The sequence below is a fragment of the Pseudomonas sp. HLS-6 TE3448 genome (genome assembly GCF_053629555.1).
This window is the reverse complement of record NZ_JBRJIO010000001.1, coordinates 2,731,427-2,747,787: the sequence shown is the minus strand read 5'-3', so window position 1 is coordinate 2,747,787 and position 16,361 is coordinate 2,731,427. Positions and strand designations below refer to the sequence as shown.

Sequence of the window (16,361 nt, the reverse complement as noted above, 5' to 3'; positions counted from 1 at the left end):
AGACAGCCCCCAGATACACCCCGAGGCGCTTAGCGTTTGCGCAGAATCACACTGCCGATGGAGTAGCCCGCGCCAAAGGAACTGAGCACACCCAGTGCGCCCTTGGGCAAATCATCCTGGTGCGTATGCAAGGCAATCACCGAGCCTGCCGAACTGGTATTGGCATAGCGATCCAGAATCACCGGCGCTTCATCGACAGTGGCATCACGGCCCAGCAGTTTCTTGACGATCAGGTGGTTCATGCTCAGGTTGGCCTGGTGCAACCAGAAACGCTTGATGTCGCTGACATTGATGTCGTTTTCTGCCAAATGCTGGCCGATCAGTTCGGCAACCATCGGGCACACTTCACGGAAAACCTTGCGCCCCTCTTGCACAAACAGTTTGTCCGGCGCGCCAATGCCCTCTTCCGCCGCACGGTTGAGGAAACCAAAGTTGTTGCGGATGTTGTTGGAGAACTGCGTCAGCAGTTTAGTGCTGACGATATCGAACTGATGGGCCGAGGTGGCGAGATCGGCACGCTCGACCAACACCGCCGTGGCCGCATCGCCAAAAATGAAATGGCTATCACGGTCACGGAAGTTCAAATGGCCGGTACACACCTCAGGGCTGATCACCAGCACGGCACGTGCCTGGCCGACCTGAACGCTGTTGCAGGCCGTCTGGATACCAAAGGTGGCCGACGAACAGGCCACGTTCATGTCGAAGCCAAAACCGTTGATGCCCAAGGCTTGCTGCACTTCGATGGCAATGGCCGGATAAGGTCGCTGCAGGTTGGAGCAGGCGACGATCACCGCATCGACATCGGCCGCTGTGCGACCTGCACGTGCAAGCGCCTGTTCAGCGGCGGCTACGGCCATCTGGCAGAGAATCGACGGTTCATCGTTGCTGCGCTCAGGCAAACGCGGCGCCATGCGTTGAGGATCGAGTATGCCATCCTTGTCCATGACAAAGCGGCTCTTGATACCCGACGCCTTCTCAATGAACGCAGCGCTGGATTCAGCCAGGGCCTGAACCTCGCCGCGCTCGATGGCCTGAGCATTATCGGCATTGAACTGGCTGACGTAGGCGTTGAACGCCGCCACCAGTTCCTCGTTGGAAATGCTGTTGGCCGGGGTGTACAGGCCGGTGCCGCTGATCACGACGTTATGCACGGTCGTTCCTCTGTTCGGGGCCGGTGCCGGCAGGGCAACGGCCTGTTAGTCGGTTTTCCTGGCACGAAGGTACCAATTAATGCACGCAATACCCCCGGTTGGCGGGAGCACTGCGTGGTCATGCAATCTGGCGCCGCTGATGTCACCGAGGGCCGGTCACATCAGCGGCGTACGTCGACGAAGTGTGCCACATTTCCAAGCCGTTAGGCTTCCACTTGCCCCCACTGCTTGCTCAAGCGCTTATCGGAAATCGGCACCTTGGTGCCCAGTTGTTGGGCAAACAGTGAAACCCGGTACTCTTCGATCCACCAGCGGTACAGGACCAACTGCTCGTCACGCTTGCCTTCCTGGGCATGCTTGTCGGCGCGGGCCTTGAACTGTGCCCAGAGGTTGCTGAGCTCACCGCTCCAGACACGATCCTTCTGTACCTGCGCGGGCAGTTTTTCCAGGCGCAGTTCAATCGCCTTGAGGTAGCGCGGCAGTTCCTTGAGCCAGAGCGACGGTGTTTCCCGAACAAACCCCGGGTACACCAGGTTGGCCGTTTGCTGCTTGATGTCGTTCAACGCCACAGCCTGGGCCAGGTCAATCTTGCCCTTGAAGCGCTTCTGCAAGCCATGCCAGAGCTTGAGGATGTCCAGCGTCAGACGCGCCAGACGCTCGGCATGCTCGGCCCACTGGCCACGTTTGCGCTCGGCCAGTGACGCCAGTGCAGCACCGTCACGCGGCAGGCTGGCCTCACCCTCGAGGATGCAGCTGTCGAGACTGGCCAGCAGAATGTCCTCGACCAGCGCCTCAATCCGTCCCAATTCGCGGTACAGCAGCCCCAGCTCGGTCAGCCCCGGCAACTTGCCACGCAGGTACTTGGCCGGCTCGGCCAACTGTTGCAGCAACAGCCGCTGCAAACCACGACGGTGCTGGTATTCGGCTTCGGCAGCTGTCGAGAACCGCCCCTCCTTGACCGTCCCGCCCTCTTCCACCAGCGCCGGGTACACCGTCAACGACAGGCCGGCGATCTTCTGCTGGGCACTTTGCGCAACCTTGGCAAAGCCCTTGGCCTCCACCGGCTGCTGGCTCTGTGCGGTCTGCGGTACGGCCAGTGCTGCCTGGCTTGCGGCGACGAAACGCGAAGTCAGCTCCGCAAGGTCACGGCCTTCGCCCAGGAACTTGCCCTGGGCATCGACCACCTCCAGGTTCATTTTCAAGTGGCTGTCCACTTGCTCGGCAGCTTCACTCCAGGCTTCATCGCTGACCCGCGCACCGGTCATGCGCAACAGCTCCGCGCCCAATGCGTGGGGCAACGAGCCGACACCAAAACTCATCCGCTGCAAGGCAGCCTTGACGAAGTCCGGTACGGGCACGAAGTTCTTGCGGGTTGCCTTGGGCAGGTTGCGTACCAGCGCAATGCACTTGGCTTCCAGCAACCCAGGCACCAGCCACTCCAGGCGCTCGCCCGGCAGGTTCGGCAACAGCGGCGCCGGTACGCGCAGGGTGACACCATCACGCGGGTGATTAGGCTCGAAGTGATAACTCAATGCCAGGCTCAGGTCACCCAAGCGCAGGGTATCGGGGTACTGGGCAGCGGTCACTTCACTGGCCTCACGGGCCAGCACATCTTCCTCGCGCATGATCAACAACTGCGGGTCTTTCTGGCTGTTGACCCGGTACCAGCTGTCGAACGTTGCGGTCTGATGAATCTCCGCGGGCAGCCGCGCCTCATAGAAGGCGTAAAGGGTTTCTTCATCGGCAAGAATATCGCGTCGACGTGCCTTGGCTTCCAGCTCGTCGAGTTGCTCAAGCAAGCGCGTGTTGGCTGTCAGGCACTTGGCCCGTGACTGTATCTCACCGCCCACCAGCGCTTCACGGATGAACAGTTCGCGTGACATCAGGGGGTCGATCGGGCCGAAATGCACTGGGCGTCGACCGACGATAATCAACCCATACAGGGTGATCTGCTCATAGGCCACTACCTGGCCGCGCTTCTTTTCCCAGTGCGGCTCGAAGTGGTTCTTCTTGACCAGGTGCCCGGCCAGCGGTTCGATCCAGTCTGGTTCGATCTTGGCGACCATCCGCGCATAGAGCTTGGTGGTTTCGACCAGTTCGGCAGTCATCAGCCATTGCGGGCGCTTCTTGCCCAGGCCCGAAGACGGGTGTACCCAGAAGCGCCGCTGGCGAGCGCCGAGGTAGTCGCCGTCTTCGGTTTTCTGCCCGATCTGGCTGAGCAGGCCGGAGAGCACCGCCTTGTGCAATTTCGGGTAGTCGGCAGGCTCCTTGTTGATGCTCAACTGCAGGTCACGGCAAATCAGCCCCAACTGCCGGTGCGCATCGCGCCACTCACGCAAGCGCAGGTAATTGAGGAAGTTCTTCCGGCACCAGTTGCGCAATGGGCTGGCGGTCAGCGCCTGGCGCTGCTCCTCGAAACCGCGCCAGAGATTGACCAGTGCCGCGAAATCGGAGTCGACATCCTTCCACTGGGCATGAGCCTGATCGGCAGCCTGCTGACGCTCCGGAGGACGCTCGCGAGGGTCCTGCACAGACAGTGCACTGGCAACAATCAGCACTTCCTGCAGGCTCCCCTGCTTCGCGCCTTCAAGCAGCATGCGGCCCAGCCGCGGGTCGACCGGAAGCCGCGCCAATTGCCGGCCCAGCGGCGTCAGCTGGTTCTCGCGGTTCACCGCAGAGAGCTCTTGCAGCAGGTTGAAGCCGTCGCTGATGGCCTTGCCATCAGGCGGCTCGATGAACGGGAATGCGTCAATCGCGCCCAGGCGCAAATGCAGCATCTGCAGGATCACCGCGGCAAGGTTGGTGCGCAGGATCTCAGGATCGGTAAACGCAGGGCGGGCGTTGAAATCCTCTTCACTGTACAGACGCACGCAAATACCTGGCTCGACCCGACCGCAGCGACCTTTACGCTGGTTGGCGCTGGCCTGGGATACGGCCTCGATCGGCAGCCGCTGCACCTTGGCCCGGTAACTGTAACGGCTGATCCGCGCCGTACCACTGTCGATCACGTAGCGAATGCCCGGCACCGTCAGCGAAGTTTCAGCAACGTTGGTTGCCAGCACCACGCGCCGCCCGGGGTGGGACTGGAAGATTCGCTGCTGTTCGGCCGGTGAAAGCCTGGCGTACAACGGCAGGATCTCGGTGTGCTTGAGCTGGGCCTTGCGCAGCATTTCAGCCGCATCGCGGATTTCCCGCTCACCGGGCAGGAACACCAGCACATCACCCGGGTGCTTGCCTTCGCTGCGCTCATGGGCGGCGATCTCGTCGAGGGTGGCGAGAATCGCCTGATCCACGGTCAGGTCATCTTCAACCCGATTGCCCTCTTCATCCTGCTCGCTGGTCAGCGGTCGATACCAGGTCTCGACCGGGTAGGTACGCCCCGAGACTTCGATGATCGGCGCATCATTGAAGTGCTTGGAGAAGCGCTCCAGGTCGATGGTCGCCGAAGTGATGATCAGCTTCAGGTCCGGGCGACGAGGCAGCAGGGTCTTGAGGTAACCGAGCAGGAAGTCGATGTTCAGGCTGCGCTCGTGCGCTTCGTCGACAATGATCGTGTCATAGCGTTCGAGAAAACGGTCGTGCTGGGTTTCGGCCAGCAGGATACCGTCCGTCATCAGCTTGACCAGGGTGTTGGCATCACTCTGGTCTTCGAAGCGCACCTGGTAGCCCACCAGCGCTCCCAGTGGCGTACCCAGCTCTTCGGCAACCCGCGTCGCAACACTGCGGGCGGCAATCCGCCGTGGCTGGGTGTGGGCGATCAGGCCATGCTGGCCGCGGCCCAGCTCCAGGCAGATCTTCGGCAATTGGGTGGTCTTGCCCGACCCCGTCTCGCCGGCAATGATCAGTACCTGATGCTCGGCCAGGACCTTCTTGATCTCATCGCGCTTGGCGGCAATCGGCAGGCTGTCGTCGTAGCGAATCAACGGCACGCTTTGCTTGCGCGCCGTCACCCGGGCAAAGGACGCCTGCACCTTCTCGACCCACTGGGCGAGTTTGGCTTCATCAGGGTGCTTGCGCAGTTCGTGCAATTGCCGACGCAGTCGATGACGCTCGGCGATCATGGCGTGATCAAGGTTTCTCAACAGTTGATCGATAGCGGGATTCTGGTCAGTCATGGAGTCTTTTTAGTCATGCAGGTGAACCTGCTGTCGCATGATCGGCATATGATCGGCATAGGTAAGGGCTGCGATTGTCGCAGATTTGCCCCCGCTCGGCACGGATACAGGGTCTCACGACTTTGTTTAGCAGATACATACCTGAAGGTATATAAACACTGATTTAATGAACCTTATCGGCCATGGGAGTATCGGTGCATGACTTCACCCGTACGCTCGTCCTGTCCTGTATCGCCTCCTTCGTGCTCGAAGGTCAGGGCGCGTTCCGGTGAAAACCCGCTGTTTCACATCATTCTCGCCTTCTGGGCCTTGTGGCATTGCCGCCACGCTCGCCCACCAGACACCCTCGCGCTGATCTGACTCCATACATCGTCAATCACTGGCTGACCTGCCCTGCAGTCGGCACTGTGCGCCTATGGGCGCAAGCGAGACACTCATGCACTTTGCTCACCCCGAGCAGGCCCAGGCATTCCTGGCCGCCAACCCCGATATCGAAATGATCGAGCTGTTCATCCTCGACGCCAACGGCGTGCCGCGCGGCAAGCTGCTGCACCGCGAGGAACTGCTGGCGGTTTATGAGAGCGGTCGCCCGCTGCCCAGCACTATTCTGGGCCTGACCCTTAACGGCGAAGACGTCGAAAACTCCGGGCTGGTCTGGGACGTCGGCGATATCGACTGCCGCGCCTACCCGCTTGAGGGCAGCCTGGTGCGCCTGCCATGGCGACAGATCCCTACTGCCGCAGTACAGGTCAGCATGCACCCGACTGAAGGCCAACCGGCCGCCATCGCCGACCCTCGGCACGTGCTGATCAACGTGATCGACGCGCTCAAAGCCGACGGCTACTACCCGGTCATGGCCTGTGAGCTGGAGTTCTACCTGCTCGACCAGCAACGCGACGCGGATGGCCGCCCACAACCGGCACGTGACGCCGATGGCGGACGACCGCGAGGCACCCAGGTCTATGGTCTGCGTGAGCTCGAACAGATCGAACCCTTCCTGGCGGACCTGTATGCGGCGTGCAAGGCCCAGGGTATTCCCGCACGCACGGCGATTTCCGAGTACGCCCCTGGGCAGGTGGAAATCACCCTGGAGCACGGCGATGCGCTCGAAGCCATGGACCAGGCGGTGCGTTACAAGCGCCTGGTCAAAGGCGTCGCGCACAAGCACGGCATGCAAGCCTGCTTCATGGCCAAACCGTACGATCACCTGGCCGGTACCGGCATGCACATGCACGTCAGCCTCGCCGACCACGCGGGCAACAACCTCTATGCCAGCGAAGACAAGGCGGGCACACCCCTGCTGCGCCAATCGGTCGCCGGCATGCTCGATGTGCTGCTCGACTCGCTGCTGATGTTCTGCCCCAACGCCAACTCCTACCGGCGCTTCCAGGCCAACAGCTATGCACCGCTGGCGCCGACCTGGGGCGTGGACAATCGCACGGTGAGCCTGCGCGTACCAGGTGGCCCAGCCCACACCCGGCATATCGAGCACCGCATTTGCGGTGCCGACGCCAACCCTTATCTGGCTGCAGCTGCGATTCTCGCCGGCCTGCATCACGGCATTCGCCAGCAACTCGACCCGGGCGCACCGGTTGAAGGTAACGGTTATGCCCAGGCCAAGACACTGCTGCCAACCGACTGGCTGACATCACTCAATGCCCTGCAAGGTTCGTCTTGGGCGCACGAAGCCTTCGGCGGGGCGTTCCTCGGTGTCTACATGGCGGTCAAACGCGCCGAATACCGACAGTTCATGGCCGAAGTCGGCGAACAGGACTGGCGCTGGTACCTGACCCAAGCCTGACCGCTCACTCTTTTAGTAAGGATTACCCCATGAACGCAGCACTTAACCACGGCCCCGCCCCGCGTAGCGCCTCCTATTACAGCGCCAGCCTCAATGACTTCACCGAGTACCCACGCCTGAACGGCAACGTGAGTGTCGACGTGGTGATCATCGGTGGCGGCTTCACCGGTGTCGCCAGCGCCGTGGAGCTGGCCGAACGCGGCCTGAAAGTCGCCATCGTCGAAACCCATCGGATCGGCTGGGGGGCCAGCGGGCGCAATGGCGGCCAGGTCACCGGCAGCCTGTCGGGTGATGAAGCGATGCGCAAGCAGATGCGTGCGCGCCTCGGCGAGGAGGTCGACGATTTCATCTGGCACCTGCGCTGGCGCGGTCACCAGATCATCGAACAGCGGGTAGCGCGCTACAACATTGCCTGTGACCTCAAGCGAGGCCACCTGCATGCAGCGATGAAACCGTCGCATCTGGACGAGCTTCAGGCGTCCTATGATGAAGCGCTAACCCGCGGCATGGGTGATCAGGTCGAGTTGCTGGACCGCCAGGGTGTACGCGAACACCTGGACAGCCCCTTGTACATCGGGGCACTGAAAAACCGCCGCAACCTGCATGTGCACCCACTCAACCTGTGCCTGGGTGAAGCTCGTGCCGCCCAGCAACTGGGCGCACTGATCTTCGAGAACTCCGAAGTACTGGACATCGTCCATGGCCCTCGCCCGGCCGTGGTCACTGCCCATGGCCGGATCGATGCACGCCAGGTGCTGCTGGCAGGCGACGTGTACCACAAACTGGAAAAACGCCAGCTCAAAGGCAAGATCTTTCCCGCCATGGGCGGCATCGTCACGACCGCCCCGCTGGGCGAGTTGGCGCACCAGATCAACCCACAGGACCTGGCGGTCTACGACTGTCGCTTCGTACTCGACTACTACCGCATGACCGCCGATGGTCGCCTGCTGTTCGGCGGTGGCGCCAACTACTCCGGGCGGGACTCACGGGACATTGCCGGTGAACTGCGCCCATGCATCGAGCGCACCTTTCCGGCCCTCAAGGGCATACCGATCGAGTTTCAATGGAGTTGTGCCATGGGTATCGTGGTCAACCGCATCCCGCAATTGGGCAAGCTGTCGGAGCACGTCTGGTACTGCCAGGGCTACTCCGGCCATGGCATCGCCACCAGCCATATCATGGGCGAGATCATGGCCGAGGCCATGACCGGAACGCTGGAAAAATTCGATACCTTTGCCGGTTGCAAGCACATCAAGGTGCCAATGGGCGATGTGCTGGGCAATCCATTGTTGGCGGCCGGCATGTGGTATTACCAGATGCTTGAGAAACTGCGCTAAACCCATTGCGGGCCAAGGCCGGCTCCCCAGGAGCCGGCGCAAGTGCCTCAGGCAATCTTCTTCAGACCCAGTTTCTTCAGTTCTTCATCGCGCAGTTCGCGGCGCAGGATCTTGCCAACGTTAGTGGTCGGCAGTGCATCACGAAACTCAATGAAGCGCGGCACCTTGTAACCTGTGACGTTGGCGCGCATGTGCTCCATCACCTGCTCCTTGGTCAGCGTGACGCCGGGGCGGGCAACGATGAAGAGCTTGATCACTTCACCAGATTTCTCATCCGGCACGCCGATTGCCGCGCACTGCAATACACCCGGCAGCGCAGCCAGCACATCCTCAAGTTCGTTCGGATAGACGTTGAAGCCGGACACCAGAATCATGTCCTTCTTGCGGTCGACGATGCGCATGTAACCGTCTGCCTGAATCACGGCAATGTCGCCGGTCTTGAGCCAGCCATCGGCATCGAGGATCTCGGCCGTCGCATCCTCGCGCTGCCAGTAGCCCTTCATCACTTGCGGGCCTTTGATGCACAGCTCACCCACTTCGCCCAGTGCCAGCTCATGCCCGTCATCATCGATCACCTTGCAGAGTGTCGAGGGCACCGGAATGCCAATGGTGCCGATCTGGTTGCGTTCGGCCGGGTTGACGGCGGCTACCGGGCTGGTTTCGGTCATGCCGTAGCCTTCACAAATGGCACAGCCTGTGACGTCTCTCCAGCGCTCGGCAACCGACATCTGCAACGCCATGCCTCCCGACAGGGTGATCTTCAGCGCCGAGAAGTCCAGCTTGCGGAAATCGGCGTTGTTGCACAGGGCCACGAACAGGGTGTTCAAGCCGACAAAGCCGCTGAACTTCCACTTCGACAGCTCCTTGACCATGGCCGGCAAGTCACGCGGGTTGCTGATCAGGATGTTGTGGCTGCCAATCAGCATCATCGCCATGCAATGAAAGGTGAAGGCATAGATGTGATAAAGCGGCAGCGGCGTAATCAGGATTTCGCAGCCTTCATTGAGGTTGGAGCCCATCAGCGCCCTGCACTGCAGCATGTTGGCCACCAGGTTGCGGTGGGTGAGCATCGCACCTTTGGCCACCCCGGTGGTGCCGCCGGTGTACTGCAATACCGCCACATCGGAACTGGCCGGATTGGCTTCCTTGATCGGCTGACCACGGCCCTTGTTCAAGACATCATTGAACTTGACCGCCTTGGGCAGGTGGTACGCCGGCACCATCTTTTTCACGTACTTGATGACGCTGTTGATCAGCAAACGCTTGAGCGGTGGCAACAGATCGGCAACTTCGGTGACAATAACGTGTTTGACTTGGGTCTTGGGCACAACCTTTTCCGCCAGGTGTGCCATGTTGGCCAAACAGACCAGCGCCTTGGCGCCGGAATCATTGAACTGATGTTCCATTTCCCGTGCGGTATACAACGGGTTGGTATTGACCACGATCAGGCCGGCCCGCATGGCACCGAACACTGCAACGGGGTACTGCAATACGTTTGGCAACTGCACCGCGATACGATCGCCGGGCTGCAAGTCAGTGTGCTGTTGCAACCAGGCGGCAAATGCCCCGGAAAGTTCGTACAACTCTCCGTAGGTCAAGGTTTTGCCCAGGTTGCTAAAGGCCGGTTTATCAGCGAAACGTTGGCAGGACTGCTTCAATACCGCCTGGATATTCGGGTACTCATCCGGATTGATCTGCGCGGCAATCCCGGTTGGGTACTTATCCTTCCAAAAGTTCTCGATCATGGAAGCCCACTCCTCCAGCACCAGCGAATTCTTCACCGCAGTCGATGCGATTATTATTGATATTAAGTTCCGGTTTATTGCAAACCGAATGCTCAGAAGCGCGCCGAGAGTAGCAGCTTTGCCAAGGCCCGCCTAGGGCTAAAGCAGCCCAAACAGTCACAAAAATGACTTATAGACTATCAATAGTCACTTTTAGAGTAATTAGTCTACTGGTGAGGTTTTGTTCCCGTCACATCGCCGGCAGCGCATCTCCTGCAAGAGGCTGCATTGCCGACGATGCGCATCACGTCACGCGATGTCACGCAGCTCGCGGCGCAAGATCTTGCCCACCGCCGTCATGGGCAACGACTCGCGCAGCACGATGTGCTTGGGCACTTTATAACCGGTGAAGTTGGCCTTGCAGTAGGCCTTGAGCTCTTCCAGGCTGATGCCCGGTTCACGTGGCACCACGAACAGCTTCACCGCTTCGCCAGAGCGCTCGTCCGGCACACCAATGGCTGCGCAGTTGGCCACCTTCGGGTGCGCCATGACCACATCTTCGATTTCATTCGGGTACACATTGAATCCCGAGACAATGATCATGTCTTTCTTGCGATCGACAATCCGGGTGAAGCCATCCGGATCAATGACCGCGATATCACCCGTCTTCAACCACCCTTCGGCATCCAGCGTCTCGGCAGTAGCCTCTGGACGCTGCCAATAGCCTTTCATGACCTGCGGCCCCTTGATACACAGCTCGCCACGCTCCCCCAAGGGCATTTCATGCCCCTCGTCGTCGATAACCTTGAAGGCCGTACCCGGCACCGGAATACCCACCGTCCCCAGACGGGCCTGCTGACCATACGGGTTGGTACTGGCCACCGGTGAGGTTTCGGTCAAGCCGTAGCCTTCGACGATACGGCAGCCCGTCAGGCTCTCCCAGCGCTCCGCCGTGGCCTTGACCAGGGCCGTACCGCCCGAGTTAGTGACCTTCAATGCAGAAAAATCGAGCGTCTTGAACGCCGGGTGCTCCATCAGTGCAACGAACAGCGTGTTAAGCCCCAGCAGACCGGTGAAACGCCACTTCTTCAGCTCGTTGATAAAACCGCCAATATCTCGCGGATTGGTGATCAATACGTTGTGGTTGCCCGTCACCATCATGCACATGCAATTCGCGGTAAACGCATAGATGTGATAGAGCGGCAACGGCGCGATCATCACTTCCTGGCCATCCTTGATCATCTTCTGGCCGTCCGGGCCAAGCTGGGAAAAACACGCCAGCACCTGCAGCATGTTCGCCACCAGGTTGCCATGGGTCAGCATCGCGCCCTTGGCCAGGCCCGTGGTACCACCGGTGTATTGCAGCACCGCGACGTCGTCCAGGCCCAACGACACAGGCCTCAAGGCATGCCCCTGCCCCAGCTTCAACGCGCGCTTGAAGGGCACCGCTTGTGGCAAGTGGTAGCTTGGAACCATTTTCTTGACCGTGGCGACAACCGTGTTGACCAGCCAGCCTTTGACCGTTGGCAAGAGGTCGCCCATCTTCGCTTCGATCAAGTATTCGATCGCTGTGTCGGGCAGAACCTCCTGAACCAATTTGCCGAACATGTTCAGGTAGACCAAGGCTCGGGCACCCGAGTCCTTGAACTGATGACGCATTTCGCGGGCGGTATACAGCGGATTGGTATTGACCACGATCAGCCCCGCACGCAGGGCACCAAATACTGCAATGGGATACTGCAGTACGTTGGGCATCTGCACCGCGATGCGATCACCGGGGACCAGGTCGGTATGCTGTTGCAAGTAGGCAGCAAAGGCTGCCGAGTGACGATCAAGCTCGGCGTAGGTCAACGTCACCCCAAGGTTGCTGAATGCCGGGCGGTCGGCAAATCGCTTGCATGAGCGGTCGAACACTTCAATGACCGACCTGTAGGCGCTCAGGTCAATCTGCGAGGGAACCCCCGCAGGGCGTTTATCATTCCAGAAATCAGCTTGCATTTATTCTTGTCCTCATACCTGAGCCGTTCCGGACCGTTTCGTCTCCAGACAACGGTGCTTTGCCGACGTTAGCAGGTATGCCTCGGACGGCAAACACGCCAAAGACGGCATATCTGACAAGCTCTGTAACTAAGGATGTGAATCCTGTTGCCAGTGGCCAGTCCCCCTCCCGACTGGGATATACACTGAGCAGATCACGCGATATGCGCAAAAGGAGCCGCCATGCACCATGACGCCTTCTGGCTGCCGGCCAGCGATCATTGCAGCCTCTATGTCTATCAGTGGCTGCCAACCGGCCCGGTCAAGGCCGTAGTACTGCTGGCCCATGGCATGGCCGAGCATGCAGGCCGCTACCAGCGACTGGGCGAAGCGCTGAGTGCCGCTGGCTACGCCCTTTACGCCCATGACCAACGCGGTCACGGTCGAACGGCAGAGCTGGGTACGCGAGGTCTGTTCTCACAACATGAGGGCTGGAGCAAGGTGGTCAATGACCTGGGGCTGCTCAATCAATACATTGGCCAACAATACCCCGGTACACCGGTGTTTCTGCTCGGCCACAGCATGGGCAGCTACATTGCCCAAGCCTATCTGCTGCACCACAGTGCGAGCCTGCAAGGGGCGATTCTCAGCGGTTCCAACTTCCAGCCACCGGCGCTGTACCGAGCGGCCTGCCTGATCGCTCGGTTCGAAGCCTGGCGCCAGGGGCCCGTGGGCCGCAGCGCACTGATCGAGTGGTTGTCATTCGGTACCTTCAACAAAGCCTTCAAACCTAACCGCACAGCGTTCGACTGGCTTAGCCGCGACCCTGTAGAGGTCGACAAGTACCTCTCCGACCCCTTGTGCGGCTTTCGCTGCAGCAATCGCCTGTGGATCGATCTGCTCATGGGGCTGGAGCAGATCAGCCAGCCGAGCAACCTCGCACAGATCGATCCGAACCTGCCAATCCTGATCATTGGCGGCGAATGTGATCCAGTCAGTGCCGGCAAGCGTCTCAAGGATCTGGCTGGTGCATTGCGTCTGGCCGGCAACCAGCACGTGCAGCTGCAACTGTATCCGCAAGCCCGGCATGAGCTGTTCAACGAAACCAACCGCGACGAAGTTACGGCTACAGTTATTGACTGGCTCGAGCGGGCCCTGGCCCTTGGCCGCCCCCCTCGTTGTGAATAACCCCTGCCTCGTCGAACCTGAAGGACTCCACCTCAATGACCCAGGTCACCAACACGCCTTACGAAGCCCTCGAAGTCGGCCAGACCGCCAGCTTCAGCAAGACCGTCGAAGAACGTGATATCCAGCTGTTCGCCGCCATGTCCGGCGACCACAACCCGGTGCATCTGGATGCAGAGTTCGCCGCCAAGAGCATGTTCAAAGAGCGTATCGCCCACGGCATGTTCAGTGGCGCACTGATCAGCGCCGCCGTCGCCTGCGAGCTGCCTGGCCCGGGCACGATCTACCTGGGTCAGCAAATGACCTTCCAGAAGCCCGTGAAATTCGGCGATACCTTGACCGTTCGCCTGGAAATTCTCGAGAAGCTGCCGAAGTTCAAGGTGCGCATCGCCACCCGCGTGTTCAACCAGAACGATGAACTGGTGGTAGACGGCGTGGCCGAAATCCTCGCGCCACGCAAACAGCAGACCGTAGACCTGGTGAGCCCACCACCGATCACCATCGGCTAAGCCCGGACTACTGGCCTGGACGGCGCACGCAAAAGCGCCGCCCAGGTAGCAGGTGTCAATCCGGCCTCTGATCGGTAACCAGCGCCACCAACCGCTCGACACTTTCCCCCCAGCCGCGATGAAAACCCATGTCATCGTGGGCCTGGCAATCTGCAGCATTCCAGTGCCAGGCACGGGCGGTATAGAGCGTCTTGCCGTGGAGTTCCTCAAACGTCACCACGGCTGTCATGAAGGCCTTGGCCGATGGCACCCACCCCGGCCCGAAGGCATCGGTAAAGACAATGCGCTCGGGGGCAACGATCTCCAGGAACACCCCTTGGCTCGGATACTCCGTGCCGTCCGGCGCAGACATGACTGTGCGAAACAACCCGCCGGCCCACAGCTGCATCTCACACAGTGGCGTAGTCATGCCATGCGGCCCCCACCACTGACTCAACAATGCTGGTTCCGTCCAGGCACGGAACACCTTGGTACGCGGCGCATCGATCAGGCGTGTCAGCGACAATTCGTGCGCGACCTTGCCGGGATCAGGCGTTAGAGGGCTCATCGTGTTGTTCTCCTCAGCAATCAAGGTTGAAACTCACGCACTGAACAGGCTGCAGTACACGCAGCCCACGCAGCGAAAATGCCCCCAGAACGCTTCGCCTACCGGGCTTTCAGTGGCAGCCAGATTTCAACCACATTGTTATGGCTGCCCGGATCGTAATCGGCACCTCAACCCAGCGATGTACTCGAAACTGCTTTGACCATCAGCATTACAGCATAGGCCATAGGTGTCGTGACCAACCTGCCCACATGCCTGCCGGATGACTCACAGGGCGGTTGCGGGCACCGCCAGGATAAACTCGCGGTAACCGGAGACGATCACGTACACCGCGAAATAGCAGAAGATCCCTGCCGAGGCCAGGTACGACCAGGTCAGTAAACGGTCACCAAGCAACCGCCCGCCGTGGCTGGCGACCAGGCACAACGAGAGGCTCCAGAGCACCCCGGCAGCGAAGAACCCGGCCAGGAACACACCGGCCTCCAGCAGGCTGCCGCCACCAGAGCGCGAGATAAGTACACCGCCTACCGCAGCGAACCAGAGAATCGCGCTAGGTGAGGACATGGCCAGGAAAACACCGCGCATGAACTCACGCCACGGTGACTCCACGACCACCTCATCACTGGTGTTCAAGTGCGCGTCACCGCGCAGGGCAGTTATCAGCATCCGAACGGCAAACCACACCAACAGTAGCGATCCCGCGACCCACAACACCCAACGTACTGCCGTGTACTGCAGCAGTACCGTCATTCCCGCCAGCGCAGCCACGGCATAAAGCAGGTCGCCGATACAGGTTCCCAAGCCCAGCCAAAAGCCCTGAAAGAAACCGCGACGCATGGCCAGGGTAATCATGGCGATGTTGGCCACACCGATATCCAGACACAGTGACAAACTCAGAAGAAATCCATTGGAAAAAGGCATGAACCGTCCGTGATAGGCTTCGTAAACAAGCGCTTATTAAACCCTTTTGTATGTATTGCGTGTTGGAAGAAATGGCCTGTCCCCGGACGTCGCCAGAACCTCAACTCAACCCGCCAGCACCTGGGCATAGCGTTCACGGTCGACATTCGCCCCACTGAGAATCACGGCAACCTTGCGCCCCTGCTGCCGCTCACGCTCCTGCACCAACGCCGCAAGGCCTGCAGCTCCAGCGCCCTCCGCAGTATTGTGCGTGTCTTCATGAAAAACCCGCATCGCCTCGGCGATTTCCTCGTCGCTGACCCGCACAATCCGTGCAGCACCCGCACGCACAATTTCGAACGCTTCAGGCTGCGGCATACGGCAAGCCATGCCATCGGCAAAGGTATCGGCGCTCTCGGTGGTGACGATACAACCCTGCTCAAGGCTTTGGGCAAAGGCATCGGCCTGCGTTGACACTACACCGACGATCTCGGTGCGCAAGCCCAGCAGATCACGGGTGCGAATCAGGCCACAAATCCCCGACCCCATACCGATGGGCACGTAGATACAATCCAGCTGGTCAACGCCCTCGAACAGCTCCAACGCATAGGTGGCGACGCCGCGGATCAGTTCCGGATGAAACGCCGGTACCAGCTCATAGCCCAGTTCCCGTGCCAGCCGGGCCGCCTCACTGCGCGCCTGATCGAAATCCTGGCCGAACTCGATCAACTGGGCGCCCAGGGCCCGCATTGCTGCGTTCTTTTCCCGCGAGTTGCCCACGGGGACGACAATAATGATCGGCAACCCGGCATTACGTGCCGCCAGCGCCAGGCTCTGCCCATGGTTACCGCGCGTGGCGGTGACCAGCCCCCGAACACCGGGTGAAGTCGCCAACAGCGCCTGAACATAAAGCAGGCCGCCCCGAACCTTGAATGCACCGGTAGGGGCATGGTTTTCATGCTTGACCCACACCTCACAACCCAGGCGCTCGGCCAGACGCGGCCAGGCATACTGAGGCGTGGCAGGAATGCTGGGGCGGATCAAACGAACAGCATCGCGCAGCGCAGGTAAATCAAACATGGCAATCACCTTCTCGGGTCAGGGTTTGACCCGATCTT

11 protein-coding genes are annotated in these 16,361 nt (G+C 60.3%); 4 read left to right on the top strand and 7 right to left on the bottom strand.

Annotated features, from left to right (window positions below; genetic code table 11):
• Positions 1-29: 29 nt before the first annotated feature.
• Together AB7M23_RS12720 and hrpA are read right to left on the bottom strand one after the other, a co-directional pair.
• Positions 30-1,151: a beta-ketoacyl-ACP synthase III gene (locus tag AB7M23_RS12720; RefSeq protein WP_330523507.1), complete on the bottom strand. Its 1,122-nt coding sequence runs from the start codon at positions 1,149-1,151 to the stop codon at positions 30-32.
• Positions 1,152-1,354: 203 nt separating this feature from the next.
• Positions 1,355-5,266, bottom strand: coding sequence for an ATP-dependent RNA helicase HrpA (gene hrpA / locus AB7M23_RS12715; protein ID WP_065760695.1), 3,912 nt, complete (start codon positions 5,264-5,266; stop codon positions 1,355-1,357).
• Between the two features lie 436 nt (positions 5,267-5,702).
• On the opposite strand from hrpA, the gene AB7M23_RS12710 reads away from it, so the two are divergent.
• Positions 5,703-7,067, top strand: coding sequence for a glutamine synthetase family protein (locus tag AB7M23_RS12710; protein WP_454240973.1), 1,365 nt, complete (start codon positions 5,703-5,705; stop codon positions 7,065-7,067).
• Positions 7,068-7,096: 29 nt separating this feature from the next.
• Positions 7,097-8,404, top strand: coding sequence for an NAD(P)/FAD-dependent oxidoreductase (locus tag AB7M23_RS12705; RefSeq protein ID WP_454240972.1), 1,308 nt, complete (start codon positions 7,097-7,099; stop codon positions 8,402-8,404).
• A 47-nt stretch (positions 8,405-8,451) separates the two neighbouring features.
• On the opposite strand, the gene fadD1 is transcribed toward AB7M23_RS12705, so the two are convergent.
• Both fadD1 and fadD2 read right to left on the bottom strand, forming a co-directional pair.
• Entirely contained in the window at positions 8,452-10,149 is a 1,698-nt protein-coding gene (gene fadD1, locus AB7M23_RS12700; RefSeq protein WP_330523504.1) for a long-chain-fatty-acid--CoA ligase FadD1, read from the bottom strand.
• Positions 10,150-10,437: 288 nt separating this feature from the next.
• Positions 10,438-12,126, bottom strand: a complete 1,689-nt coding sequence (gene fadD2 / locus AB7M23_RS12695; RefSeq protein WP_330523503.1) for a long-chain-fatty-acid--CoA ligase FadD2 — start codon at positions 12,124-12,126, stop codon at positions 10,438-10,440.
• A 222-nt stretch (positions 12,127-12,348) separates the two neighbouring features.
• Between fadD2 and AB7M23_RS12690 the strand changes: the two genes are divergently transcribed.
• Both AB7M23_RS12690 and AB7M23_RS12685 read left to right on the top strand, forming a co-directional pair.
• Complete coding sequence (locus AB7M23_RS12690; protein ID WP_330523502.1) at positions 12,349-13,293, top strand: alpha/beta hydrolase; 945 nt, start codon at positions 12,349-12,351, stop codon at positions 13,291-13,293.
• A 35-nt stretch (positions 13,294-13,328) separates the two neighbouring features.
• Positions 13,329-13,799: a MaoC family dehydratase gene (locus tag AB7M23_RS12685; protein ID WP_099773846.1), complete on the top strand. Its 471-nt coding sequence runs from the start codon at positions 13,329-13,331 to the stop codon at positions 13,797-13,799.
• 55 nt (positions 13,800-13,854) lie between these two features.
• Here the strand turns inward: AB7M23_RS12685 and AB7M23_RS12680 are convergent, their stop codons facing one another.
• The 3 genes from AB7M23_RS12680 to AB7M23_RS12670 all read right to left on the bottom strand — a co-directional run bounded on the left by AB7M23_RS12680 (position 13,855) and on the right by AB7M23_RS12670 (position 16,323).
• On the bottom strand, positions 13,855-14,346 hold the full coding sequence (locus AB7M23_RS12680; RefSeq protein ID WP_454240971.1) for an SRPBCC family protein: 492 nt from the start codon (positions 14,344-14,346) through the stop codon (positions 13,855-13,857).
• A gap of 264 nt (positions 14,347-14,610) precedes the next feature.
• A complete protein-coding gene (locus tag AB7M23_RS12675; protein ID WP_330523500.1) occupies positions 14,611-15,264 on the bottom strand; it encodes a LysE family translocator in 654 nt (217 codons plus the stop codon).
• Between the two features lie 105 nt (positions 15,265-15,369).
• The gene (locus AB7M23_RS12670; protein ID WP_065761762.1) at positions 15,370-16,323 is read right to left on the bottom strand and encodes a threonine dehydratase; all 954 of its coding nucleotides are present in this window, start codon (positions 16,321-16,323) and stop codon (positions 15,370-15,372) included.
• Positions 16,324-16,361 lie beyond the last annotated feature (38 nt).